The sequence below is a fragment of the Bartonella taylorii genome, from assembly GCF_023920105.1.
Lineage (GTDB): Bacteria > Pseudomonadota > Alphaproteobacteria > Rhizobiales > Rhizobiaceae > Bartonella > Bartonella taylorii.
On sequence record NZ_CP083693.1, the window covers coordinates 1,775,255 to 1,801,466 of the forward strand.

Sequence of the window (26,212 nt, forward strand, 5' to 3'; positions counted from 1 at the left end):
GATAAAAGTACATTAAGTTTTCATGGAGTGAATTTCCGGATGAATATATTTGCGTTTTCTGGTGCTGTAGAATTAGGTCTTATTTATGCATTTGTTGCAATTGGGGTTTATCTTTCGTTTCGCGTTTTAGATTTTCCTGATTTAACTGTCGATGGTTCTTTTCTTCTCGGGTCGTGTGTTTGTGGTGTTTTGATTCTTTTAGGTTTTAATCCATGGACGGCTATGGTATGCGCTTTTTGTGCAGGTATGGTAGCTGGATTATTAACAGCTTTGCTGAATTTACATTTTAGTATTTTAAATCTTTTGGCTTCCATTTTAACGATGTCAGCGCTTTATACGATTAATCTTCGTATTATGGGGATTATGGGAGGATCTAATGTTAATTTAGCACGTGCTGATACTGCTTTAACACCCTTTTATGATTTGTTTGGTTTGTCTGATATTTTTGTGCGTCCTCTTTTTGTTGGTGCTGTATTGTTAGTTGTGGCATTTTTGATTTGGCGCTTTTTGGAAAGTGAAATCGGTCTTGCTATGAGGGCGATGGGTGCTAATCCACGGATGGCTACGGCGCAAGGGGTTCATACGTCAGCGTTGATTTATTTTGGTATGGGTCTTTCAAATGCATGCGTTGCGCTTGGAGGTTCCCTTTATATTCAAACCGCGATTGCTACCGATATTACCGGTGGAATTGGTACGATTGTTTTCGGTTTAGCAGCAGTTATTATTGGTGAAACTCTCTTTCGTACGCGCAATATTTTCTGGATTATTATCAGTTGTATTGTGGGATCTGTGCTTTATCGCGTTGCAGTGCAGTTTGCTTTTGAAGCACAGGGGATCGGTATTGATACGTCGACCGATCTTCAATTGATCACTGCGCTTTTGGTTGTTTTAACACTTATTGTACCACGCTATTTGGGGAGGCGTAAACATGATTGAGTTTTCTCATGTTGGGGTTACTTTTAAACCGCAAACGCCTTTAGAAAAACAGGCATTAATTGATATTAATCTCAAGATTGATCGTGGCAGTTTTGTTACGATTATTGGTTCAAATGGCGCTGGTAAATCAACTTTGCTTAGTGTTTTAGCGGGCGCAACCCTTCCTACGACAGGAAAAGTGGTGATTAATGGACAAAATGTTTCTAGGCAATCTGTAAGTGAGCGCGCTGGGAGGGTTGCTTGTGTTTTTCAGGATTCATTAATAGGAAGCTGTGGTTCTTTAACAATTGAAGAAAACTTGGCTCTTGCTGCTCTTCGTGGGAGCCGCCGTGGTTTGCGTTCAGCCTTAAATCATGAAAAACGGCAATTTTTCCGAGATGAAATTGCTCAATTAGGTATTGGTCTTGAAGCGTATATCCATAATCCTATGGACAGTTTATCGGGTGGACAACGTCAAGCAGTTTGTCTTGTGATGGCTACTTTAGCGCATGCGGATGTTTTATTGCTTGATGAGCACACTTCAGCATTAGATCCAGGAATGGCTGATTTTGTGATGCGGTTAACCGAAAAAATCGTTGAAGAGAAAAAATTAACAACTATTATGGTGACGCATTCTATGCGTCAGGCCCTTGATCATGGAGATCGGACGCTGATGTTGCATGGTGGTAAAGTGATTTTTGATGTGTCTCAAGAAGAGCGGAAGGGTTTGAATGTAAATGATTTAATTGGTATGTTTCAGAAAGTTCGCGGGGAAGCTCTTGATGATGATGAACTGTTAATGGATTAATATTTTGGCTGAGAAAAAAGCGCATGAAGTTGACTCTTTTCTAACGCGTCTTTCACGTTCTTTCCCTATCGTTCTCATTTATGGACCAGATCGTGGTCTGGTTTGTGAACGTGCACAGCGTTTTGCGAAGCTTACACGGGTGGCCATAGAAGATCCATTTTCAATGATTCGTTTGGATGCTGCTGAGATTGATAAAGATCCTGCTCGTTTGGGAAATGAAGCGCGTACTTTATCGCTTTTTGGCGGAGATCGTTTGATATGGGTATCTAACAGTGCTAACCAAAAAGGCTTTCTTAAAGCCTTGAAGTTTTTAATTGAGGAACCACCGAAGGCATGTTTTATTCTCATTGAAGCGGGGGATTTAAAAAAAGGAACAGGCTTACGCAATGTTGTTGAAACGGCATCAAAAGCGATGGCCCTTCCCTGTTTTGCCGATGATGCTCGTTCTCTTGATGGCTTGATTGATGAGGTTTTAGGTCATTTTAAGAAGACCCTTTCTTTGGATGCGCGCAAGTGGTTGCACGAAAGTTTGGGAGGGGATCGTCTCGTATCACGGAGTGAATTGGAGAAGCTTTGTCTTTATGCTTCAAATGTCCATATTACTCTTGAAGATGTGAAGGCTGTTGTGAGCGATGTGAGTGCTCTTTCTCTAGATGAAGTGATTGATGCTCTTTTATTGGGTGATATAACAGGTTTTGAAGCTCATTTTAGTAGACATGCAGCACTGCATGGTGCGCTTTTTTTTATTTTGAGTACGGCACAGAGGCATTTTCAGCAATTACAGCTTTTGCGTTATCAAGTCGAGGTTGAAGGGAAAGCACCCTTTACAGTGATTTCTCAAGCGCGACCACCGATTTTTTTTCAACGGAAAAAAATAGTTGAACAGGCTTTAAGATATTGGAAACTGGAACATATTTCTTACGCAATGGAAAGAATTCAAAGCGCTGTTTTAGATAGTCGTAAGAATCCGCTTTTGGGTGAAGCTATCATTCGTCAAGTTTTGCTAGGGCTTACAATTGTTGCGCGGCGCCAAATGGCTGGTTAAAATATTCAGTTGTGTTTTTGGTGGCTTATTGACTTGATTTATGGCGTTGGCGGAAGAGAAAATGCTTTTAGAATTACGGTATCTTTTTGCACAATTTGTTTAGCTGAATTTTCAATATTTGAAAAAGTTATATTGATTGTTGCTACCAGAGGGTTTGGCACAATGTAATCTCACTATACGAAGAATTGTTATCTGTTTAGTAATGCATGTTTGTAAGCAATGGATTGTCAAGTTTTAGGGCTTGATGTTATGTTTTCTATCATTTATTTGTTGTGCGTTTTCCTGGTAAAAATAATCTGTTAGTAGTTTGTGCGGGTAATTATTGAGCTGCACCTGACTTTATTTATTCTTTTATCGGTTGTGGTTTTTTAAATGTTTGGTACATAAATCTTGAACAAACAGAGAGACAAATCGTAGTTATGTTACCGTTTTCAAAGAGTTTTTAAAGGTGAAAGATGCTCCATATTCAGTTTGAAAAAATAGCACTCATTGGGATCGGTCTTATTGGTTCTTCTTTGGCAAGAGTGATTAAAAAGAAAAATATCGCGGTTCAAATTTCTATTGCAACGCGACGGCAAGAAACCTTGAAAAGGGCACGTGAATTGGAACTTGGGGATTTTTATACAACCGATAATGCGGAAGCTGTTGAAGGAGCAGATTTAGTGATTGTCTCTGTTCCTGTTGGAGCGAGTGCGGAGGTGGCAAAAACCATTCGTGATCATTTAAAGTCGGGAGCGATTGTGACTGATGTTGGCTCTACAAAAGCTTTGGTTATTGAGGAAATGGCGCCTTTATTACCCAAAACCGTTCATTTTATTCCTGGTCATCCGATTGCGGGAACTGAATATTCAGGACCAGATGCTGGTTTTGCTGATTTATTTATGAATCGCTGGTGTATTTTGACCCCTTTTGCTGAAAGTGATGCTGTAGCTGTCGCGCAATTGACAGCGTTTTGGGAGGCTTGTGGTGCGCGTGTCGAGAAGATGACTCCTACACATCATGATCTTGTTTTGGCGATTGTTTCGCATTTGCCGCATTTGATTGCTTATAATACTGTTGGGACAGCGAGTGATTTAGAAAAAGTGACGAATTCAGAAGTGATTGCTTATTCTGCTTCGGGTTTTCGTGATTTTACGCGTTTGGCATCTTCTGATCCTGTTATGTGGCGAGATATTTGTTTGCATAATAAGGATGCTATTTTAGAAATGTTGAGCCGTTTTAATGAAGGACTTGCTTCTCTAGAACGGGCAATTCATTTGGGAGATGGTGAAACATTGCTTAACTTTTTTACCCGTACGCGTGCTGTACGCCGTAATATTATTGCTGCGGGTCAGGAAATTGATGCTCCTGATTTTGGACGTCATAATCTTTCTAAAGAGAGGGGATGAAAACAAAGCTTTTTCTAGAAATCTATATTCTTTTAAGTTGTGGATTGCCATAAAGAGAAGGTAAGCAATTGATCGGATAGAGATGACTAGGGTTTTAAAAAGTCATTTGGTGTATGTCAAATCTTGTAATATCATAGATTGCTTTGGATAGGTTTTTGTAGATGCCTTATCTGCTTTTCTGACAATATCAACGGTTGATATGTATAGATTTTTATAGTCTTTGGCTCTTGAAGCATTCTTTGTGGTTTTGATACAAAGTGAGGCTTGACCATATTGATCATTGCCCTTTATATTGGCAAAGATTGTTTTTAGGCTTTGATGATTTTTATAAAGCTTGAATAGATTGGGAAGAGTGTTACCAGAAAGTATTAAGATTTGTTAAGAGGTATCTTTTGGTATAGCTATCGTATCCTTGTTGATGCAGTAAGTCATTATTGGCGTGGGAATGGGAGTGCTTTTGCCAGTCATGTCGCGCTGTCGGGGCTTTTAGCATTTTTCCCTTTCGTTATTTTTGGGACATCTCTTGCTAGTTTTATCGGTGCTTTTACTTATACGCCGCAAAAAATAAAAGCGCTTGTGCAGTTGCTGCCAGATGTCATTGCAGAGCCTTTATCTCAGGAAATTATCAATGTTTTAACTGTTCAACGAGGGGGTGTGTTAACAGTTTCTGTCATTGGGGCAGCCTATTTTGCCTCTAATGGGATAGAGGCTTTGCGTACAGCTTTAAATAAGGCTTATCGTGTTGTTGATCGACGTAGTTTGTTGTTTTGTCGTTTTCAAAGTTTGTTTTTTGTAATTCTTGGCACCGTTGGTCTTGTTGTGATCAGCTTTTTATTGGTTTTGGCACCTTTACTGATCAAAATTATGCAAAATCATTCTTTTTTCATTATCGAATATATTGGTATAATTCGTCTATGGCGTTACATAATTGCAGCAGTTGTTCTCTTTGTAAGTCTTTTGATTGTTCATAAATGGCTCCCAGCAGAGCGACGGAAATTTATAGATATCTTACCAGGAATCGTGGTGACAATGTCAGTGTGGTTTATGGCTTCTATTGCTTTTGCGCAATATTTGACAATGTTTGATTATATTTCTACCTACGCGGGGTTAGCATCTATTATGGTTGCGATTATTTTTCTTTATATGTTAAGTGCAATTTTTATTTTGGGAGGTGAAATAAACGCAGCGATAATGTTTTATCGCAAGCATTTACGATCTTTAGATGAATGAAAGAACCTCTATCATTGCGTGAAAGCCAAGAAACGAATACACGAGTAAAACCTGCCATCACCTTGTTGATTGATGCGGATGCTTGTCCTGTAAAAGCTGAAATTTATCGTGTTATGAATCGTTATCAGCTAAAAACCTTTATTGTAGCAAATCGTTTTTTCTCTCTTCCAGATGAAACCCTCATTGAAAGAGTGGTCGTTTCTGGTGGACTTGATTGCGCGGATGATTGGATTGTAGAACATGTACATGAGGCTAGTATCGTGGTTACTAGTGATATCCCTTTAGCAGCACGCGTTGTGCGGGGTGGGGGTGTTTGTCTTTCGCCATCGGGGCGTGTTTTTGATGCAAGTTCAATCGGTCAAGCTCTGGCGATGCGTAATTTGATGGAAGATTTGCGAGGACAAGGGCATATAACAGGAGGGCCTCGTCCTTTGTCTCCTAAAGATCGTTCTTCTTTCTTGTCAGCACTAGATCTCGTTATACAACGTTTAAAAAGGCGCGGTTATTAAGTTATTGAGCTTCTTTCATGACAGCTTTTATAAGTGTTTTAGCATCGTCATTGGCCCATGGAGCAGCACCATTGAATGAAGCAATAAGATACCCCTCTTTATTGATGAGAAGTGTGACGGGTAATCCTAAAGCGAGTCCTTGTTTTCTAATGTTGTTGAAAATATTCATTGTTTCATCGCGATAATAAAGCAAATTATCAGCGTGAATATCTTGTAAAAATTGCTGAATTTTTTCAGAAGAAGCTGTTTGGTCTATATTAATAGCTATGACATCGAAATTTTCTCCACCCATCTCACGTTTTAATTGCGCCAGTTCGGGCATTTCTGTGCGGCAGGGAGCACACCAAATAGCCCATAGATTGATCAACAGCGGTTTTCCAGTAAATTCAGCGAGTTTGTGGTCTTTTCCTTGAATATCCTTGAAAGAAAGTTGATTCATATCTGCGGGCGTATCAACAAATCGCATGTGGGTAAAAAAGCCTTTTGCTGCTTTTCTGATCGCCGTTATTTTTTCTTCTTGTATTTTTTCGGTATTTTTTCCTGAAATAAAGTCGGTGAAAAAGGACACTATCTTGTCATAAGGGCTTTTTATTGCGTATAAACTGACAGTAGCTAAGATCACGACAACAAAAAATGATGCGATGAAGAACCCCTTTTTATTCTTCTTTTTTTGCGTTTTAGGAATCATAATTTTTATCCTTTTTATGGGTGGTTTCAGAGTATGACAGATGAGAAGTTAAAGAACCAAATGTGGGGTGGCCGTTTTATAGCAGGACCTGCTGCAATTATGGAAGAAATTAATGCTTCAATTGATTTTGATCAAAAACTTTATCGGCAAGATATTGAAGGTTCACTTGCTCATGCCGCGATGTTAGTGCAAACGGAGATTATTTCACAATCAGATTATGAAAAAATTGTTCATGGTTTAAAGCTTATTCGTCAAGAAATTGAGGACGGTCGGTTTATTTTTTCACGAAGACTTGAAGATATTCATATGAATATTGAAGCGCGACTTTGCGAGTTGATTGGTTCTGTAGCAGGGCGTTTGCATACGGCGCGTTCACGCAATGATCAAGTTGCTGTTGATTTTCGTTTGTGGGTACGTGAGGCGTCACAGAGGATAGCGCAAGCTTTAAAAAGATTGATAGAGAAATTGCTTGTTCGAGCAGAACAGCATATCGATACATTTATGCCAGGCTTTACGCATTTGCAATCGGCGCAGCCTGTAACATTTGGTCATTATATGATGGCTTATGTTGAAATGTTTGGTCGAGATTTATCGCGGATACGTGATGCAGTTGAGCGAATGAATGAATCACCCTTAGGGGCTGCAGCCTTGGCAGGTACTAGCTTTCCAATTGATCGTTTTATGACAGCAAAAGCGTTAGGTTTTCGAGAACCAACACGCAATTCGATTGATAGTGTTTCTGATCGTGATTTTGCGTTGGAATTTTTAAGCGTTGGTGCTCTTTGTGCAATGCATCTTTCGCGTTTAGCGGAAGAAATTGTCCTTTGGTCAAGTGAACAATTTCATTTTATTCGTTTATCAGACGCTTTTTCAACTGGTTCATCCATTATGCCACAAAAAAGAAATCCAGATGCTGCAGAACTTGTGCGTGCAAAAACTGGGCGACTGAATGGAGCTCTGATTGGGTTGTTAACGGTGATGAAAGGTTTGCCCCTTGCCTATTCAAAAGATATGCAGGAAGATAAAGAATATGTGTTTGATGGAGCTTTGAGTCTAGAATTAGCGCTGGCAGCAATGACAGGGATTATAGGTGATTTGCAAGTTAATAAAGAAGCTATGAAACAAGCAGCTGATTCTGGTTATGCAACTGCAACGGATTTTGCCGATTGGCTTGTGCGTGAATTAGGGCTTCCTTTTCGTGAAGCACATCATATTACCGGGCGTGCTGTAGCATTGGCAGAAAAGAAACAATGTGCTTTGAATGATTTGCCATTGGTTGAACTTCAAGCGATATATCCAGATATTAATGCAGCGCTTTTTGATTTTTTAACGGTTGAAAAATCAGTTGAAAGTCGTAAAAGTTTTGGTGGAACGGCGCCTTCAGAAATACTTTGTCAAATTGCTTATTGGAAAAAACGCCTTGTAACTGCCTGAATGGTTGGATCGTAAATCCAAAAAATGAAAAAGCCTTGATAGGAGAGAGAAGGGCGTATGAAAATCATTTTAAAGAGTTTAACAATTGTCCTTGTGGGGTGTGTTTTTATTGTTGGGTGCGGCCGTAAAGGGCCATTAGAAATGCCTTATTCAACTACGGAAAAACCTGTGCGAGGAGCATCTTCACTTAAAAGTAAAGAAGATAAATCTTTTGTGCTTGATCGTTTGATACAGTAAGGGGGAAATATGCATTTTTTTACCTATCATCAAGGCATGCTTCATGCTGAAGGGCTTTCGCTTTCTGCTCTTGCACAGGATGTGGGAACACCTTTTTATTGTTATTCGGCTAGTGCATTGGTTGGACGTTTTCAAGAGTATCAAAAGGTATTTCAAGAGATACCGAGTTTGATTGCTTATGCGGTTAAAGCCAATTCTAATCAAGCTGTTTTGCGGCTTCTTAGCTTGAATGGATCGGGAGCTGATGTTGTTTCAGAAGGTGAATTGCGGCGTGCTCTTGCTGTTGGGATTCCTGCGCATCGTATTGTTTATTCTGGAGTTGGTAAAACAGTGCGGGAGATAGATTTTGCTCTTTCTCAAGATATTTACTGTTTTAATGTTGAGTCAGAGCAGGAACTTGAACAATTGTCAGCCCGTGCTGTTGCGCTTTCAAAAACAGCACGGGTTTCACTACGCATTAATCCAGATGTTGATGCAAAGACTCATGAGAAAATTACAACGGGAAAATCTGAGAATAAATTCGGTATTCCACTGTTGTTAGCAAGAGAGGCCTATAAAAAAGCGGATTCTTTACCTGGATTACATGTTTGTGGTGTCGATATGCATATTGGTAGTCAGATTTGTGATTTAAAACCGTTTGAGGAGGCATTTTTTATTATCGCAGATTTTGTGCGTCAATTGTGGAGCGATGGTTATGCGATAACGCATATAGATATTGGTGGTGGGCTTGGTATTGCATACGGTAATGAACAATATAACATACCTTCTCTTTTTGATTATGCAGTGCTTGTAAAGAAGCATATTGCACCTTTAGGGATCAATATTATCGTGGAGCCGGGGCGTAGCATTGTGGGAGAAGCTGGTGTGTTGGTGACTTCTGTTCTCTATTTAAAAAGAGGAGAAGGGCGGAATTTTGTTATTGTTGATGCTGCGATGAATGATCTTATACGTCCAACGCTTTATGAGGCTTGGCAGAATGTAGTGCTTGTGAAACAAACATCAAGTGATGCATCGCTTATTCAGGCAGATATTGTTGGTTCAGTTTGTGAAACCGGCGATTATTTAGCATTAGATCGCTGTGTGCCGATCTTAGCACCAGGTGATCTTTTGGCGATTACGGGAGCAGGTGCTTACGGTGCGGTGATGGCGAGTACCTATAATAGCCGGCTTTTGGTGCCAGAAGTTCTTGTTCAGGATACGCGTTACGCGGTCATTCGTCCGCGTCTTGATTATGCGCAATTGATAGGCTGTGACCATATTCCAGATTGGCTCTAGCGTTGTTAGGTATTTGTGGTCTTATTTTTACTAAACTTTGATGAAACAATTTATTTTCTGGAAATAGTCTTGTATGGATTTTATGATCGCAATTCGCCATTGTAAAAGGGGGCAAATGTTTGTCTATGAAAAATGAAAACATCAAAAGTTTTGCAAGAATAAAGCTTTTGTATGTGCGCATTTTAATGTGGTTTATCCTCTCATTCGAGCGGATATGGGTACGTTTGTTGCCGTTTTTCTTAGTTCTTAGTCTCTTTTGTTCGCTTAGTTGGTTTGGTATTTTTGGTATTCTAGGTTATTGGCTACATTTACTCTTACTTGGGCTTATACTTTTTTTTGCTGTGGGGAGTTTATTTTTCCTTATTCATTTTCGGTTTCCTACAACGAGGGAAATTAATCAGCGTCTTGAACAAGAAAACAGCCTTAAAAATCAGCCTTTAAGTGCTCAAACCGATCATGTGTGTTTCGAAAATAGTGAAGATATTAGTGTAATTATTTGGCGTGAACATCAACGCCGCATGGCGAAACAATTATGCCATTTAAAAACTGGTTTTATCTATCCTAATAGTGTAGTTCATGATCCTCTGGCTCTGAGGACTTTATGTATTCTCCTTTGTGTGTGTGCTTTTAGTTTTTCTTTTGGTTCGCTTGGGGGACGTTTGGCAGATGCGTTTGATTTTCGTCCTATTGTTGATGAAACAACCATGCGGATTGATGCTTGGATTACCCCGCCTGCTTATACCGGTGTTGCACCTATTTATTTAACAAAAGATGAGAAAAAACAGCTTGCAGTTCCTGAAGGGAGTGACGTCGTTGTACGTGTTGTCAATGGTGCTGGTATTACAGTAAAAGCAAAATCTGAAGACGATGGGCGCGAAGTTTTGTTTTCAAAAAAAAACGAAAAAGGGACTTTGAATGATTCCATTGTTCATTTTGAAACACATTTAAAACATTCAATAGGTTTGTTTGTTTCATCACGTCACAAGCAACAGCAGTGGCATTTGCAGGTGATTAAAGATCAGCCCCCAACAATTCGTTGGCTGGAAAAACCAGGGCGGATTTTGACTGGTTCGTTAGAACTTCAGTATGAGCTGGATGATGATTATAGTGTGACAAAAGCTTTTGTTGAAATAGAGCCTTTTTTTAATCAGTACAAAAGTGCGTCTTCTCTTTATAACGCACCTGAAATAAAGCTTCTTCTTCCACGTGGTGGAAAGGGTAAAATGAGGACGGTACAAGATGTATCAGCGCATCCGTGGGCTGGTTCAGAAGTTAAAATAACTCTTGTGGCAGAAGATGGCGCGGGGCAACAAGGCCGTAGCAAAACTTTTGTTATGACATTACCACAGCGTGTTTTTTCAAATCCTGTTGCGCGCGCAGTGATTGAATTGCGTCGTTTACTGGTTCTTGATGCTTCTGCAAAAGAGCGTGTACTCGATATGCTTTCTGCTTTGCTTGTGCGTCCAGAAGAGGGGCTGAAAAATATCACACATTTTCTTGTTCTACAGAGTGCATGGACAAGGCTTTCTATGGCAGAAACAGAGGATGATTTGCGTAGTGTGGTTGATTATTTATGGCAGATAGCTTTGGGTATTGAAGGCAATCAGTTCGAATCTGTTCAGAAAAATTTAAAACAAGCACAAGCTGCTTTACGTGATGCACTTCGTTATGGTGCTCCAGCTACAGAAATTGAACGCCTTATGGCAGATTTACGCCAAGCTATGGATAATTATATTCACGCTTTGGCTGAAAATGCACAAGACAAGAGCAGTCCTAACAATGGCAATTTTAGCCGTCCTAATCTTTCTGAAGATTCATTACAAAAAAAGCTCAATTTAATTGAAGAAATGGCCAAAATGGGTTCTTCTTTAGCAGCTGAACAGCTGTTGGCTGAAGTTGAACAGACTCTTGATCATTTGCAAGTGCAAAAAGGTACTCAAAGTGAGGAGAAGGGTCAGAGTAAATCTGCACAAATGAAAGAAAAAATGGATCAGCTTGGAGATTTGATGCATCGTCAGCAAGAAATTCTCAATGAAACACATCAATTAGAAATGGAACAACAGCGTGGAGAAAGTATACCGGAAAAGCAAAGAGAATCTTTAAAAAAACGTCAAGCTGAGTTGCAGTCTGAATTATCAATGTTAGAAAAAGAATTATTAGCTCAAGGGTTTGGACCAAATAGTGCCTTCAAAAGGGCAGAAGAAAAAATGAATTCTGCAGAAAATGCTCTTGAACACGGAAATAATCAAATATCCATACAAAATCAGTCAGATGCTTTAGAAGCTTTGCGGCAAGGTGCACAAAATGTTTTAGAAAAAATGCGTGAAGTGCTTAAAGAAGCCGGAGAAAATCAAAATGCTGTTCCTAGTCCTGAAGATCCGCTGGGACGCTCACTTTCTTCAAAAACGGATCAAGAAGGGCAGGAAGGTGCCATTATACCACAAGAAAGTAATCAAATGCGTGCGCGACAAATTTTGGAAGAAATTCGCAAGCGGCTTGGTAAAGAGCATATTCTGGAAGCAGAAAAAAACTATCTTGAAAGGTTGCTTCGTTTTAATTAATCGCTTTGTATTTCTTTTAACTGATGTCAAAAAGAATGCGTTGGAAACTTTTGTAAGATGTGAAGTTCAAGGATAAAAAGCATGGTAAAAGTGTTTGTCATGAAGTGGTCCTAAAAATGCTCTGTAGAGTTATTTTGGTTTAAAATATGAAATGTTACAGCTTTAGTCATTGCGCAGAGAAGGCAGGAGTCCATATAAGTGGGATATATGAGAACCTGTGATGTTTGAAGTTTTTTCCTACACGGTATATTGAATTGGATATAATTACACTGAGAGATTTTTATGCTTCGGCACTTGGACTGCGTGTTCAGGCGACATTGTGTGACCAATTAAATTTATGGTGGCCCGATCTTACTGATAAACGGGTTATGGGTTTGGGGTATGCGCTTCCTTATCTTTCTGTGTTGCGTACACGTGCACAACAATGTTTCGCTTTTATGCCGGCTGCTCAGGGTGCTTCACCTTGGCCTTGTGCTGAGAAAGTTGCTACAGCACTCGTTTTTGAAGAAGATTTGCCGCTTCCTGATGCTTCTGTTGATTGTATTTTACTGGTACATGCACTTGAATATACAGAAAATTCATGTGAAACACTGAATGAAATATGGCGTGTTTTAGCTCCCAATGGCAACTTGATTGTTATTGTCCCTAATCGCCCTGGTTTTTGGGCGCGCAACGCTTGTACACCTTTTGGTTACGGTGAACCTTATAGTCGGCAACAGATCGCTCGTTTGTTTGAAAAAACAAATTTTATTTCTGAGTCAGTGCAAGAAATTGTACATTATACGCCCTCTTCAGGTTGTGTTTCGCGGTTGTTCTCATTTTTTTATGAGCCGTTTGCACGCTATCTTTTGCCTTATTTTGGTGGCCTCTTAATATGTCAGGCACAGAAACGTATTTATCAAGGCTTGCTTGTACAGCGTCGTCAATCGCGGCGTATTTTTATTCCTGCGTTATCTCCACAAGCTTACGAAAACTCTTCTCTCCTTGCTCCAAAGCCTATTTCACGACGGCAACCGTGAAGGGTTAACACAAAACTCATTGGGTTCTACTATTTTTACTTATGCAAGGTGCAAGCCGGTGCTATCATCAAAAGCGTTTTTGAAGCTGTCAATGTTCGATAAGTTTTAAAGGTTTAAGCGATAGCCATTTTGATCTGTGATGAGAATCTGTGCATTAGAGGGGTCTTTTTCGATTTTTTGTCGTAAACGATAAATATGGGTTTCTAAGGTATGAGTGACAATGTTTTCATTGTAACCCCAAACTTGTTCTAACAGTGTTTCACGACTTACGGTTTTGTCATTGGTGTCATAGAGATATTTAAGAATCGCTGTTTCTTTTTCTGTGAGGTGTATTTTGTTGTTGTGTTGGTCAATGAGAAGTTTTTGTCCTGGTTTAAAAGTATAGGGACCGATGTAAGAGACTGTATCGTTATTTTGCTCATATTGACGCAATTGGGCGCGGATTCGTGCCAATAACACTGCAAAGCGAAAGGGTTTTGTCACATAATCATTAGCGCCTGCTTCAAGATCTAAGATAGTATCGCAGTCTGTATCATGATTTGTGATCATGATAATGGGAGCGCGAAATCCTTCGGCGCGTAATTTCTTAATGGCTTTACAGCCATCAAGATCAGACAGTTCAATACCAAAAATAGCGAGATCAACATTTTTCGCTTGGGTTATTGTTATTCCTGCTTCAGCCGTTTTTGCTTGGAATACTTCAAATTCCTTATGCATTTGCAATTGTTCTACCAAAATAGGGCGTAGATCATCATTTTCTTCAACGATTAAAAGGGTATAGCGGTTCATTTTTTTCCTTATAAGATCTATTCATGATGCAATAAAAATCATTCGCTTGTATGTCACAAGTGGAGTTGACGTGTAGATAAAACCGTTTAAGAAAGGAGAAAATATGGCTCTCATGAACTACCTCAATGTAAGAGTAGTCGTAACACTTTGAGTTTGTAAAGAGAATAAAGGCGTCGGCTTAATCCTTGCATAAGTAAAAATAGTGTTGCCCAATGGATTATGCGTTATACTCTTCATGGGCTTTGTTGTACAATGGGTTTGGAAGTAACGAGAGATGTTTCTTTAAGGTTGCCCATCAAACAGACTTCTCTCCATTCATCTTCTGTCACGGGTTGTACTGATAAGCGACTGGCATTGACTAGCACCATATTTTCCAGTTTTGGATTTGCTTTAATCTGTTTTAATGAAACAGGTGTTGGCATATCACAGAGTGCACGGATATCCACACATTCCCAGCGTGGATCAGAGGTGGTAGAATCAGGATGAGCTTCAGCACAGACTTCTACAATGCCTACGATTTCTAGTCCTGTATTTGAATGATAAAAAAAACCTTTATCACCATATTTCATGGCACGCATATTGTTACGGGCTTGATAATTGCGTATACCATCCCATTGTTCGCCATCAGCACCTTTTTGCTTTTGCATGTCCCATGACCATTTATGGGGTTCAGATTTAAAAAGCCAATAAGCCATGCGCTCTCCTTTTCATAGACTGTCTTGTATTTCATAAGTCATGTGTGTTTTTTATAAGCATCTATATAACACCATCAAGTATGATTTTTAAAATGGAGTAAAGAGTGCATATTATCGATTTGATTCTTCTTTGTTGGAAATAATTGAGGTGTGGTAGAAAAATGAGCTATATATTTTATATGGTTTATGGAGATGTCTTATCTTCTCTCGCTCATTTCCGGTAGAAAAGATATGCGTGTAGTTGAAAAATAGGCTTAAAGTAAAGCGTTAAATATGAGAAGTTTAGGCGTTTTTTAACTTTGGTCTGGAAAAGCTCGTTAATACGGCGTTTTGAGTTGAAAAAATGGTGCAAGAAGATTGGTTCCAAAAGCTTAAAATACACAGTGATAATAGCAATGGGGATAATGGCAACAGGTAGATGTTCAATAATGGTGTTCCATATTGTTCTTCGTGGATGATATAAGTGTACCGCTCTATTTTTCTTATGCTTTTGTTCCACGGCGTCCCATCCCGATTAAGGGGGCAGCTTTTTCGTCTAAAGGCCAGCGTGAGCGGGGGGCAATATCAAGAGGGCTTGTTTCTCCTCGTGCGAGTTTTTGTGCACCAGCAAAAGCAATCATTGCAGCATTATCCGTACACAAGGAAAGAGGGGGAGCTATAAATTCAAAACCGTGTTGGTGTGCGAGTTCTTGCAACGTGGATCGAATGGTTTGGTTGGCGGCAACTCCGCCTGCGACAACTAAAGCAGGAGGACGGCGGTTTTGATAGTGAGAGAGGGGATATTCATGGGTAAAGTGTTGAAGAGCCAGATGAACGCGTTCATGTACTGTATCGGTAACTGCTGCTTGAAAACTTGCCGCAATGTCGGCAACATCACTTTCTGTAAGGGGAGCCATGGCTGTTGCTGCTTGCCGAACGGCGGTTTTGAGACCAGAAAAAGAGAAATCTAGCCGTTTTTCACCTTTTAAAGGTCGTGGAAGAGGGATCCGATTTTTATCACCCAATAAAGCTGCTTTTTCAAGTGCTGGACCGCCTGGATAAGAAAGACCTAAAAGTTTTGCTGTTTTATCAAAAGCTTCTCCCAACGCGTCATCAATAGTGGTTCCTAAACGCTGGTAGTTGCCTATTCCGTGAACAAGAATTGTTTGTGTATGACCACCTGAAACCAACAGCAATAAATAGGGAAACGCGACATTATGCGTTAGCACGGCTGTTAAAGCATGCCCTTCCAGATGATTGACGGCAATAAAAGGTTTTCCAGTGGCAAGAGAGAGTGCTTTTGCACTCATAACGCCTACCAACAACCCTCCTATCAAACCAGGGCCACTTGTGGCTGCAATGGCATCAATCTCTTTTAATTTTGTATTCGCTTCTGTTAGTGCTTTCAGAATTAAACTATCGAGAATTTCAACATGGGCACGGGCAGCAATTTCAGGAACAACACCGCCGTAGGGTGCATGATGATCAATTTGGCTCCAAACAATATTGGAAAGAATTTTGCTGCTTCCTTCATTGTTGTACTCTACGACAGCTGCTGCTGTTTCATCGCAACTTGTTTCTATTCCCAACAGGCGCATTTCAAATAAAACCTTATGTTGAAGATTCTTTCCTGTGTGCGTACCACGGACAGGCAAAGATGCAAAGACTTTCTCTTGGGGGAACTTCTTTTGGAGTTTGTTTCTCTATGAAAAAATGTGTTTTAGCACTTTCTCTAAATATAACGGCTTTGGTTAAAAATGAAGTTGTATCTTTCAGTATAGAATGCTGATGTGTTTTCAAAAGTCTATTTATTTAAGTATACAATTATAACTGTTCCTGATAAAAGTGCAGAGTTGGAAATTTCGGGGAAGTTATACTCTTTGTAAAAAGAGTGTAAAATAAGTTATGATATTTGAGAAAATCTTAATTTTTAAAACTTTTTTCATTCTATTATTTTATCGTTAAAAGAAATTATGCACAAAAAGTGACAAAGATGGTAGACTCTTCGAAACCAAAAGTTAAACCACATTATGCTGGTGATCGCCGTAAAAAGCCTGTGATTGAACATGAAGTTGTGAACTCTGATTCAGAGAAAATCATACAAAACTCTGTGGAAACGAGTACAATAGAGAAACAAACTATGCAGAGTAAACACGTGTCTGGTTTAACTTGGCTGTTCTCGCTTATTTCAGGAATTTTGGGTGGTCTCGTTTTTTTAGGTCTTTTTATAGTGTTTCAATTGGCGGGCTTGCTTCCTTCTTCTTTAGCTGAAAATCATATGGGTGAGGAAAAAGCTTTACAGATTGCCGAAACTGCAAAAAGTCAAGGAGAAGAAATAAGAGAGCAATTGGGGCAAGTGTTTCAAGAAATTGATGCGTTGAAAACAGAGTTTTCCTCTTTTTCATCACGACAGGTTGAAACAACGCGAAATGATGAAGCATCGCAAGAAGAAAATAGAAAAGCTTTTGTGGTTTTAGAGGAAAAAGTGAGAGGTCTTGAAGAATCTGCGCAAACTTTAGCAGGTGTCTCAAAAGAGATAGAAACAGCTTTGTCCGCTGGACAAAGCAATGCAAATGATCTTGCTGTGTTAAAGCAACAATTAAAGATTATGCAGGAAGAAATGGCTGCAAAAAATGATGAGCAGAAAATAAATACGGCACTCTTTATTGCAATCAGTTCTCTAAAAAACGCTGTAGAGCGTGGTGGATCTTATAGTAATGAATTAAAACTGTTACAGCAATTATCACCTTCAATTGATGGACTTGATCTGTTGCAAAAGAGAGCCATGGTCGGTCTTCCAAGTTCAGCGCAACTTTCAGCTGATTTTGCTCGTGTTGCGGACGCAATTGTTGGTACGCAAAATAATGTTGCGTCAGATGTTGGTTTTTTTGGGCGGATTTTGGCATGGGTAAAAGGTCTCATTGTTTCGCGGCCGATTGGCAATGTTGAAGGTATGACATTGGGGGCAATTGCGGCACGGATGGAAGTTGCTATTCAAGCGGGTGATTATGAAAAGGCTTTGAGTGAATGGCAAATTTTGCCCCAAAATGCAAAAGATGTTTCGGTGGATTTTGTTCATCAGCTTGAAACGCATATTGCTGTTCATCATTTCCTTCAACAGTTGCTGGTGTCCGTGCAACAAGGATCTTTTAAGGCAACAAAGATGTAAATAGGCTCAAGATGATACGTGTTTTTATTTATAGTTTTGTTGTATGTGTGCTCGGTCTTGCTTTTGGGTGGGTAGCTAATCACAATAGTATTTTTGTTATAACATTTTTGCACTTTCGGTTTTCTTTTTCATTGCTAACAGCTTTAAGTGCGCTCATTTTACTGTTCGGAATTCTGGCGTTTTTATGGTGGCTTTTATCTGTATTTTTTTCTCTACCTCGTGCTCTCTCCAATTACTTTTATAAACGTCACCAAAAGCGTGGTTATGAAGCTCTTTCACAGGGGCTTCTTGCAGTTTTTGCTGGAGATGGTATTTTGGCACAAGAAATGGAAGCTCAAGTTATAAAATATCTTGCAGGCAAACATGAGCCGTTGGTAAAGCTTTTACAAGCTCAAACCTTATCTTTGCAAAATAATTCTCTGCGCGCTATTGGTCTTTATGAGGAGATGAGAAAAGAAGCGCCGACAAAATTGGCAGGGCTATACGGTTTGTTTCGTGAAGCTATGAAGAGCAAAGCTTATGAAGCAGCACAGCAATATGCAGAAGAAGCGTTGGCTTTATCGCCAGCACTTTTATGGGCTCATCAAGCAGTACTTGATCAGCTCAGTGTGAGTGGGCAATGGGACAAAGCACTCGGTATCTTTGAGCGGGCACAAAAAGCTTTACCGCGCTCTGTCCGCTCAACTCCAGAGCGTCAACATACACAGGCCTTGCTGTTAAGTGGGCAGGCTCTTCATCTGTTTGAGACTCACCCTGCTGAAGCACGTAGTGCTATTTTAAAAGCACATAAATTGGCACCTGATTTCGTTCCAATAACAGTCATTGCCGCTGATATTCTTTATAAATTAAATGAAACGCGTAAAGCGGATAAGATGATTATTACAGCTTGGCAGAAAGAACCTCATCCTGATTTAGGGGCGCTTTATCTTAAAAGAGAAGAAGGGGCTATTGGGCGATTGAAAAAGGCTAAGACACTTGCTTCTTATAATAAAGATACATTTGAATCGGCTTTCCTGATTGCCAAAGCTGCTTTGGATTCTGGTGAAATGGTACTCGCAAGGGAGCAAGCTCAAAAAGCACTGCAATATTATCCGCGAGAAAGTGTTTATTTGTTGTTGGCGGATATTGAAGAGGCACAGGGAAATAATCAGGGGGCAGTGCGTCAATGGCTTTCTTTGGCACTTCGTGCTGAACGCGATCCGGTGTGGATTTGTGATGAGACCATTTTTTCTTCTTGGTTGCCGGTTTCTCCAATAAGTGGACGTCTAGGTTGCTTTGAATGGAAAGCGCCTTCCCGCATGCCTCCTCTCACATTAGAGGCTGCCGATATTGTGCCAAAAAAACAAAATAAAGAAGATATTGTGGGAGAAAGTTCTGGTGTTGAAACTAAAATGCTTGAAGAATTACCTCCTGTAGAGGATTCTTTTTTGCATAATATGCAGGTAGAGAAACAAGTTACAAAAAAGCAAGCTGTTAAAGCTTTCAGCCAAACTCACTTAAATGTTGATGATCCTGGGATTAAAACAGAAGAAGAGGCGGTTCCTTTGCCAAAGAAGAAATTTCGTTTATTTTAAAAAAGAGGATTATAGTGAATATTGTTCGCCAAAATTATTCTTTTGTGCTTAAAAAATAAAACTTTACTTGGTTGTAAAAGTGAGTGGTTAAAAAATGTTTTTAAGTCAAAGGTGTCTTGATAAAAAGCCAAGAAAGAGCAAACCAAGAATTGCAGTCGTTATGCATCGTCGATCTACATATACTGGTCGTTTGGGGAAATTTTTGCAACAAAGCGGTTTTGTTCTTGATGTTTATCGTCCTATTTTAGGACAAAAGCTCCCCGATACATTGGAGCACTATGCTGGTGTCGTTATTTTGGGGGGACCGATGAGTGTGAATGACACGGAAGCGTATATTAGTGAAGAAATTGATTGGATTTCTTTGTCATTGAAAGAGAATAAGCCTTTTTTGGGTATTTGTCTTGGGGCACAAATGTTAGCACAAAATCTAGGGGGGCGTGTTGGTACAAGAAGCGATGGAACTGTTGAAGTTGGCTGGTATCCTTTAGAAGCTACTCCACAAGGAAAGGCGTTGATGAATTGGCCAGAAATGGTCTACCATTTTCATGATGAAGGTATTTATGATTTACCTAAAGAGGCAGTGCTTTTAGCAACAGGCCACACATACCCTACACAAGCTTTTCGTTATGGAAACAATGCATGGGGCTTGCAATTTCATGCTGAATTCACGCGTGCTATGATGCGGCGTTTGGTGATTCGATCGGCGCATAAATTGACCGAAAAAGGTGCTCAACCCGCTTCTGCACATTTGAAAGGTCGTTTAATCTACGATCAGGCTTTAAGCCAATGGTTTGAAAATGCATTGCAACAAATTTTTTGTACACCCGTCGTAGGTGTGTGAGAGTTAACATCATCGTGAGATAAGGAAAGTTTTTATTTTGTCTATGTTGTCTCCATTGAAATCAATACGGAAAAGCTTTTCTTTAAGCTATTTGCTTTGTGGGATATTTTGCTTTATTCTGATACTCATTTATAGCTCATTCTGGTTTTTTTTTCACGTAAAATAGAAGACCGCGTTTCTGATTTATTTGTAAAGGCATCTGCCCGAGATATGACGGTCGTATGCGAGCATCTCAGCAAGAATGGTTATCCGTTACGTATTGGTGTTGTTTGTGATCAGTTTCAGTTTGCTTGGCCTTTGCGCGGGTTTTCTTTATCAACGGGGCGTTTGACGGTTGGTGCACCAATTTATGCACCTCATTGGGTAGAATTTAATATTCATTCTCCCGCATCAATTCTTTTTGCTGGAAAAACTCCTATAGTGTCACACTGGCACAATCTGGTGATTGAAACTGAACCTTATTGGAGGGTGGGGAAAACATTGAAGCTTATGGCTGAAGGGCTTGAAGTTTCTATCCTTACCACATCTGGTGAAGATCAAAAATTACAAAGTAAATTAGAATCGCAGACGGCTGATAAAAAAACAACACAAGAAAATGTTGAAGATCAAGTCTCTTTGAGAGATGCTGATGACACAGTTGTATATCCGTTAGATCAAAAACGTGAGCCCCCAAAAATAACGGCAGAATTCGTACGGCTTTATGTTAAGCACGAGAAGAATCGCTTATCAGGGCATGTTACCTTTGATAGTTTGGATTCTTCCATGTTTCTTGCACCTTACCTTGTTGATTTTCCAAAAATTGATGGCAATTTAACATGGGCGCTTAATGATCTGCCTCATCTGTTTGAAAAGGGAGGAGACAGTTGGAAACAGCATTTGTATGGCAAAAGCGGCATTTTAAAGCGTGGTGAATTGGTTTTCCATACAGGTGGTGTATTGGGTATAAGTGGACCCTTTTCCTTTGATAATGAAGGATATTTGACAGCAAAATTTGAACTTGTCTTTGTGAAGCATATGGATCTTCTTACCACTATGCAGCGCTTGTTTCCTGAGCAAGCTAATAATCTACAAGCTTTATTTTTTGTTTTGGGTGCTATGCCTAAAAATGCAGATGGCTATCCTGTTATCCCTTTGTTGGTTAGTCATGGATGGGCAAAATTAGGTTTTTTAAAGCTTGGCCGTCTCGCACCGCTTTAAGTTTGAAAGGTAGTTTTTTGCAGTTGAGCAATCATCCCTGCTGCAAAGGTAAAACGAGAAATGTTGAGATCGTTTTCAATGAGGGTACCAATGCGGTTGGTTACATTATGAATTTGCTCTTCATTTGTTTTTTTCCAAGCAGCAAAGGAAGTTCCTTTTGCTCCATAATTTTTCAAGATTTTCGTAACAATTTTTCGTAAGCTTTCGGCAATATTTTCTTTGGCTTGGCTTAAAGCCATACTATCATAATAATCCAGTACAGGAATTGTTCGACTTGCTTCATTAATGCGGTTTATACGAATGATTTGAGCTAGTGAAAAATAGATTTCTGCTGTTTTAATAAGGTCGCTGTTGCTTTGTTTTGCAATCAAAGAAATGTCACAAATTATTGGAGCAGCTTCTAACAGAGCCAATTGTTTTGCTAAAGATTTTGGTGCTCCTTCTTCACTATAATGGAGCGTTTTTTCTTTAATTTTTTGATTAATATCTTTATCGTTGGAGTGTGTCAGTTGTTCTTCAATAACGCTACGAGCTTGTTTCATTGTTTTTACAAGTTCTTCTAATGGAGTCGAAAGGTCCGTATTGCGCAAACCCCAGTTTGTTGTCTCAAAGAGCATCGAAGTAATAGTTGCGTAGAATTTGTTTTGGACAAGACCGGGTATCTTATTATCAAGCTTATCAATTTGATTAGATAATTGGGGTATTTCAAAACCGTCACGGATTGCAATGAAAACACGGATAATATTTTCAACCTTTTGTTCTGTTGCATCTTGTAGTTGATTAACAAAAGTAGGTCCTCCACGATTCACAATATCGTTTGCAATCAGTGTTGCAATAATATTACGACGCAACTGATGATTAATGATTTCTTTCTCAAAGCTTGTTTGAATTTGAGTTGGGAAATAGTTCAACAAGATTGCATCAAAATAACAATCATCAATAATGGGGCTGTGGACGATTTCTTCTTTTAGAGTTAATTTGGCATATGCCAAAATAACGGCGAGTTCTGGACGTATAAGGCCTTGACCTTGTGTTATTCGTTGCCGCAAAATTTGCTCATCAGGGAGAATTTCAACTCTACGATCTAGAAGCTTTTTTTGTTCCAAATCATGCATAAAGCGTATCTGATAAGGCAAGTCAGCAATACTTTGGCTTTCAGCCAAAGAAAGAGCAAGAGGTTGCAAATAATTGTTGCGTAGGACTAATTGTTCAACTTGCGGAGTCATTTTTTTCAAGAGTTCGTTGCGTGCTTCTTTTGTAAGTGTTTTTGCACGGAGCGCCGATGCGAGAACAATTTTGATATTGACTTCAACATCTGAACAGTTAACACCTGCAGAGTTATCAATGGCGTCCGTATTGCATCGTCCACCGTTTAAGACATATTCAATTCGACCACGTTGTGTAACGCCAAGATTAGCGCCCTCACCAATAACTTTTGCACGAACTTGTTCACCGGTAATGCGGAGTGCGTCATTCGCACGATCCCCTACTTGTGCATCAGTTTCTGTTGTTGCACGGATATAGGTACCAATGCCGCCAAACCATAGAAGATCAACAGGTGCTTTGAGAAGTGCAGAGATAATTTCAAAGGGTGTTCCCGTTTGTTGTTCAAAGCCAATGGCTTGTGCTGCTTCGGGTGAGAGAGTAATTGTCTTTGCTGTGCGTGAAAAAATGCCACCACCCTTTGATAATTTTGTATGGTCGTAATCTTGCCAGCTTGAGCGAGGAAGTTGAAAGAGGCGCATACGTTCTGCATAGCTTTCAGCTATGTTTGGATCTGGGTCAATAAAGATATCGCGGTGGTCAAAGGCAGCAATAAGTTTTGTTTGTTTGGAAAGGAGCATTCCATTGCCAAAAACATCGCCAGACATGTCACCAACGCCGATACAGGTGAAGGGAGTTGTTTGAATATCGTGATTAAAAGATTCTCGAAAATGTCTTTTAACTGCTTCCCATGCACCTTTAGCTGTAATCCCAATGGCTTTGTGGTCATAGCCTGCTGAACCTCCAGAGGCAAAAGCATCATCGAGCCAAAAGTGGTTTGCTTGGCTGATGCTGTTTGCTGTATCAGAAAAGGTTGCTGTGCCTTTGTCGGCAGCTACAACAAAATAAGGATCATGGTCATCATGACAGATGATGTTGTGAGGAGTTTTTATTTTACCGTTAACCAGATTATCGGTGATGGAAAGTAAAGCCGTGATAAAGTCAATATAAGCTTGACGTGCGGCTTCTATGATTACGCCGCGGTCATTGGTTTGGGGAAGGCGATGAGGATAAAATCCACCTTTTGCACCAACAGGAACGATGACTGCATTTTTAACCTGTTGAGCTTTGACTAGGCTGAGCACTTCAGTGCGATAATCCAATGCACGATCAGACCAACGAATTCCACCACGTGCGATAGGACCAAAGCGCAAATGCACCCCTTCAACTTCTGGTCCATAAACAAAAATTTCTCGATAAGGACGCGGTTCAGGTAAGCCTTCAATTTGGCGTGGATCCAACTTGGTTGCTAAAATACGCCGTGGGTTACCATTTTCTAGAGGAGTATAGGCATTTGTGCGTAAACTCGCATCGATAAGATTACGATAACGACGTAAGATGAGATCATCATCTAAACCTGATACTTTTTGCAACTTTTCTTCAATGCGTTGTTGAATGTCCTGTTGGTTTTTTTCTCGTTCTTTTTCTGTATGACTTTGATGAAATTTCAAATAAAACAGAGCATAAAGATCTTGGGTAATGTCTGGATAGGCGTTTAAGGTTTGAGCAACGCGGTCTTGTGAATAAGGGATTCCAGCTTGTTGGAGATAGCGTCCATAATGGCGCAAAATGACAATTTCATGCCAATCAAGTTGAGCTGTTTGGGTTAAAGCATTAAAAGCATCATTATCAGCATTGTGGGACCAAATAGCTTCAAATGTTTCGGCGTGCTTTTGACCGTTTTTGTCGAAATCGATACAAAGTTGGAAGGCGCTTTCTAGTTGCATATCATGAAGATACACAGAGTGTCCATTGCCATCTGGTAATTCAAGTGTTTGTTCAGCTATGACCCGAAACCCCATATTTTCAAGGAGCGGTACGCGCTTGGAAAGGGCTAGTGCTTCATGGCGGTGAAAAAGTCGAAGAGAAATGCTTTGTTTTTCTTTGTTGTGTGTATGATAAAAAGTAACGAAAAGCGGTTTTTTATCATGAAGACTTAAAATATTTCCGGCATCTTCAATTGCATCTTCAGCTGAGAATAAATCACGATAGCTATTGGGAAATTGGCTAGCTAAACGCATTTGTTGGTCTGTTGCTTTGCGGGTAAGAGCTATGGTTTGAACACTGTCTTCCCAGCTGCGTGCTATGGAACGAACATTTTGTTCAAGCACTGTGCGCTCAACGACAGGGGCGCTTTCGCTCCCTTTGCGATGGATGATATAATGAACGCGGATGAGAGTGCTTTCTAAGAAGAGAGGATAGGATTCGAAAAAATCACCTTTGTAGAGCTCAACAAAGTATTCACCAATTTTTTCGCGAATATTGCTGCTATATTGGTCACGAGGAACATAGACAAGTATAGAAACAAAGCGCCCAAAAGAATCAATATGGGCGAGTACTCGTAGACGTGGGCGTTCGTCTAATTGCAGGATAAGTTTGGCATTTTCTGTCAATGTATCAACGTCAGAGCGAAACATTTCATCTCTTGGATATGTTTCTAAAACACTGATGAGTGCTTTTCCAGAATAGTCAGCCCGATTGTATCCAAGGCGTTGAATAATGGTTTTTGCTTTTTCCTTTAAGAAAGGGATTTGCGAGATAGAGCGCGTATAAGCTGAGGAAGTAAATAACCCTACAATGCGCAATTCTCCACATAACTTGCCTTCTTTATCAAAGATTTTAAGACCAATATAATCGAGCCAAACAGGACGATGAATTTTTGAACGGCTGTTGGCTTTCGTCACAATAAGCAGGTTATCGCTTTCCATAAAAGAGAGGATTTCTTGGGGAGGTTCTTCCACCCGTGCATCGCCAATAATACGAATAGAGGCATCGGTGAGAATACCCAATTCAATGTCGCTGGCTGTAAAGGCTTTTGTAGGTTCTTGGTTTTTGGTGAAGTTATAAGTGCGCATGCCAAGGAAGATGAAATTATGGTCCATCAACCAGTTAAGAAATTCAATGGCTTTTTCGCCTTCTTGTTTGTAGTGGGCTGGGAGATTTGTTTGATAGGCATGGATATGCTTTTCGACTTCTTTAAGCATAGCTTTCCAGTCTTGCACAGCTGCATTAACTTGTTCAAGAACTAAGGCGATCTCATCTTGGAGCTTTTGTATCTGCTGTTCGTTTAATGGCTCGATATGAATTTGCATAAGGCTGATGCGTTGTCCGGAGGCACAATCAAGGACGGGGTGCGCAATCAAATAAATATGATTTTTGTGCTGATTAAAGACATTTAAAATCGAATCAAGCAAGAAGGGTTTATTATCGTTGACAAGTGTGATAACGGTTATAGGTTTTTTGTTGCGGGTCAAATTTTGTTCAAAGCAGATGGTACTTTTTCCTGCCTTATGGAGATTAAAAGCGTCAATGGCGATGCTCGCAGCTTTTTGGAGTTCCTTGTTCTCGTAACAGGCGACATCTTCTTTATCGGTATGAGCAAAAAGGATTTGTTCTATTTTATCTTGATTGTTTTTTATCTCAGATGTTTTTTGTTTTGTCACAATATTGTTCCCTTTTTTGCTTTTAGTGGTTCCTTTTTCATAAGAATAGGCCGTTACACTATTCTTCGCACTGTAGCATCTTCTTTTTGTAGGGAATAGTTATTTATGTTGAAGATAATGAAATTATTTCTTCCATTTTATAGTAATAATTTT

At 39.8% G+C, this 26,212-nt stretch carries 20 protein-coding genes; 15 read left to right on the top strand and 5 right to left on the bottom strand.

Features of this window, described 5'->3' with window-relative positions; translation table 11 throughout:
• Window positions 1-39: 39 nt before the first annotated feature.
• The 6 genes from LBE40_RS07570 (at window position 40) to LBE40_RS07595 (ending at window position 5,895) form a co-directional block, all read left to right on the top strand.
• Window positions 40-936, top strand: a complete 897-nt coding sequence (locus tag LBE40_RS07570) for an ABC transporter permease (RefSeq protein WP_004857999.1) — start codon at window positions 40-42, stop codon at window positions 934-936.
• Complete coding sequence (locus tag LBE40_RS07575; RefSeq protein ID WP_004857998.1) at window positions 929-1,723, top strand: ABC transporter ATP-binding protein; 795 nt, start codon at window positions 929-931, stop codon at window positions 1,721-1,723. Before LBE40_RS07570 ends, LBE40_RS07575 begins: the two co-directional genes overlap by 8 nt.
• A gap of 4 nt (window positions 1,724-1,727) precedes the next feature.
• Window positions 1,728-2,768 (top strand): DNA polymerase III subunit delta, encoded by a 1,041-nt coding sequence (gene holA / locus LBE40_RS07580; protein WP_004857995.1) that lies wholly within the window; start codon window positions 1,728-1,730, stop codon window positions 2,766-2,768.
• A gap of 455 nt (window positions 2,769-3,223) precedes the next feature.
• Window positions 3,224-4,156 carry a prephenate/arogenate dehydrogenase family protein gene (locus LBE40_RS07585; protein WP_004857992.1) on the top strand — a complete coding sequence of 311 codons (933 nt, stop codon included), beginning with the start codon at window positions 3,224-3,226 and terminating at the stop codon, window positions 4,154-4,156.
• Between the two features lie 375 nt (window positions 4,157-4,531).
• Window positions 4,532-5,386 (top strand): YihY/virulence factor BrkB family protein, encoded by an 855-nt coding sequence (locus LBE40_RS07590; RefSeq protein WP_004857990.1) that lies wholly within the window; start codon window positions 4,532-4,534, stop codon window positions 5,384-5,386.
• Entirely contained in the window at window positions 5,383-5,895 is a 513-nt protein-coding gene (locus LBE40_RS07595; protein ID WP_004857988.1) for a YaiI/YqxD family protein, read from the top strand. The genes LBE40_RS07590 and LBE40_RS07595 overlap by 4 nt, the downstream gene beginning before the upstream one ends.
• 1 nt (window position 5,896) lies before the next feature.
• Here the strand turns inward: LBE40_RS07595 and LBE40_RS07600 are convergent, their stop codons facing one another.
• Window positions 5,897-6,583 (bottom strand): TlpA family protein disulfide reductase, encoded by a 687-nt coding sequence (locus LBE40_RS07600; protein ID WP_004857987.1) that lies wholly within the window; start codon window positions 6,581-6,583, stop codon window positions 5,897-5,899.
• Window positions 6,584-6,616: 33 nt separating this feature from the next.
• On the opposite strand from LBE40_RS07600, the gene argH reads away from it, so the two are divergent.
• The 5 genes from argH (at window position 6,617) to LBE40_RS07625 (ending at window position 13,109) form a co-directional block, all read left to right on the top strand.
• Window positions 6,617-8,017: an argininosuccinate lyase gene (gene argH, locus LBE40_RS07605; protein WP_004857985.1), complete on the top strand. Its 1,401-nt coding sequence runs from the start codon at window positions 6,617-6,619 to the stop codon at window positions 8,015-8,017.
• Between the two features lie 57 nt (window positions 8,018-8,074).
• Window positions 8,075-8,254: an LPS translocon maturation chaperone LptM gene (gene lptM / locus LBE40_RS07610; RefSeq protein ID WP_004857983.1), complete on the top strand. Its 180-nt coding sequence runs from the start codon at window positions 8,075-8,077 to the stop codon at window positions 8,252-8,254.
• Window positions 8,255-8,263: 9 nt separating this feature from the next.
• Window positions 8,264-9,529, top strand: a complete 1,266-nt coding sequence (lysA, locus tag LBE40_RS07615) for a diaminopimelate decarboxylase (RefSeq protein ID WP_004857980.1) — start codon at window positions 8,264-8,266, stop codon at window positions 9,527-9,529.
• Window positions 9,530-9,654: 125 nt separating this feature from the next.
• Window positions 9,655-12,090, top strand: a complete 2,436-nt coding sequence (locus LBE40_RS07620) for a TIGR02302 family protein (protein ID WP_004857979.1) — start codon at window positions 9,655-9,657, stop codon at window positions 12,088-12,090.
• A gap of 224 nt (window positions 12,091-12,314) precedes the next feature.
• Window positions 12,315-13,109, top strand: a complete 795-nt coding sequence (locus LBE40_RS07625) for a class I SAM-dependent methyltransferase (RefSeq protein WP_004857977.1) — start codon at window positions 12,315-12,317, stop codon at window positions 13,107-13,109.
• 105 nt (window positions 13,110-13,214) lie between these two features.
• Here LBE40_RS07625 and LBE40_RS07630 read toward each other — a convergent pair whose 3' ends face one another.
• The 3 genes from LBE40_RS07630 to tsaD all read right to left on the bottom strand — a co-directional run bounded on the left by LBE40_RS07630 (window position 13,215) and on the right by tsaD (window position 16,170).
• Entirely contained in the window at window positions 13,215-13,898 is a 684-nt protein-coding gene (locus tag LBE40_RS07630) for a response regulator transcription factor (protein ID WP_004857974.1), read from the bottom strand.
• A 233-nt stretch (window positions 13,899-14,131) separates the two neighbouring features.
• Window positions 14,132-14,593: an EVE domain-containing protein gene (locus LBE40_RS07635; protein WP_004857972.1), complete on the bottom strand. Its 462-nt coding sequence runs from the start codon at window positions 14,591-14,593 to the stop codon at window positions 14,132-14,134.
• 482 nt (window positions 14,594-15,075) lie between these two features.
• The gene (gene tsaD / locus LBE40_RS07640) at window positions 15,076-16,170 is read right to left on the bottom strand and encodes a tRNA (adenosine(37)-N6)-threonylcarbamoyltransferase complex transferase subunit TsaD (RefSeq protein ID WP_004857968.1); all 1,095 of its coding nucleotides are present in this window, start codon (window positions 16,168-16,170) and stop codon (window positions 15,076-15,078) included.
• Window positions 16,171-16,565: 395 nt separating this feature from the next.
• On the opposite strand from tsaD, the gene LBE40_RS07645 reads away from it, so the two are divergent.
• The 4 genes from LBE40_RS07645 (at window position 16,566) to LBE40_RS07660 (ending at window position 21,353) form a co-directional block, all read left to right on the top strand.
• Window positions 16,566-17,741 carry a COG4223 family protein gene (locus tag LBE40_RS07645; protein ID WP_004857967.1) on the top strand — a complete coding sequence of 392 codons (1,176 nt, stop codon included), beginning with the start codon at window positions 16,566-16,568 and terminating at the stop codon, window positions 17,739-17,741.
• Window positions 17,742-17,752: 11 nt separating this feature from the next.
• The gene (locus LBE40_RS07650; protein ID WP_004857966.1) at window positions 17,753-19,315 is read left to right on the top strand and encodes a heme biosynthesis protein HemY; all 1,563 of its coding nucleotides are present in this window, start codon (window positions 17,753-17,755) and stop codon (window positions 19,313-19,315) included.
• Window positions 19,316-19,409: 94 nt separating this feature from the next.
• A complete protein-coding gene (locus LBE40_RS07655; RefSeq protein WP_004857965.1) occupies window positions 19,410-20,156 on the top strand; it encodes a glutamine amidotransferase in 747 nt (248 codons plus the stop codon).
• A 210-nt stretch (window positions 20,157-20,366) separates the two neighbouring features.
• Entirely contained in the window at window positions 20,367-21,353 is a 987-nt protein-coding gene (locus LBE40_RS07660) for a DUF2125 domain-containing protein (RefSeq protein ID WP_004857963.1), read from the top strand.
• Here the strand turns inward: LBE40_RS07660 and LBE40_RS07665 are convergent.
• The gene (locus LBE40_RS07665) at window positions 21,350-26,059 is read right to left on the bottom strand and encodes an NAD-glutamate dehydrogenase (RefSeq protein ID WP_004857961.1); all 4,710 of its coding nucleotides are present in this window, start codon (window positions 26,057-26,059) and stop codon (window positions 21,350-21,352) included. The genes LBE40_RS07660 and LBE40_RS07665 overlap by 4 nt on opposite strands.
• Window positions 26,060-26,212 lie beyond the last annotated feature (153 nt).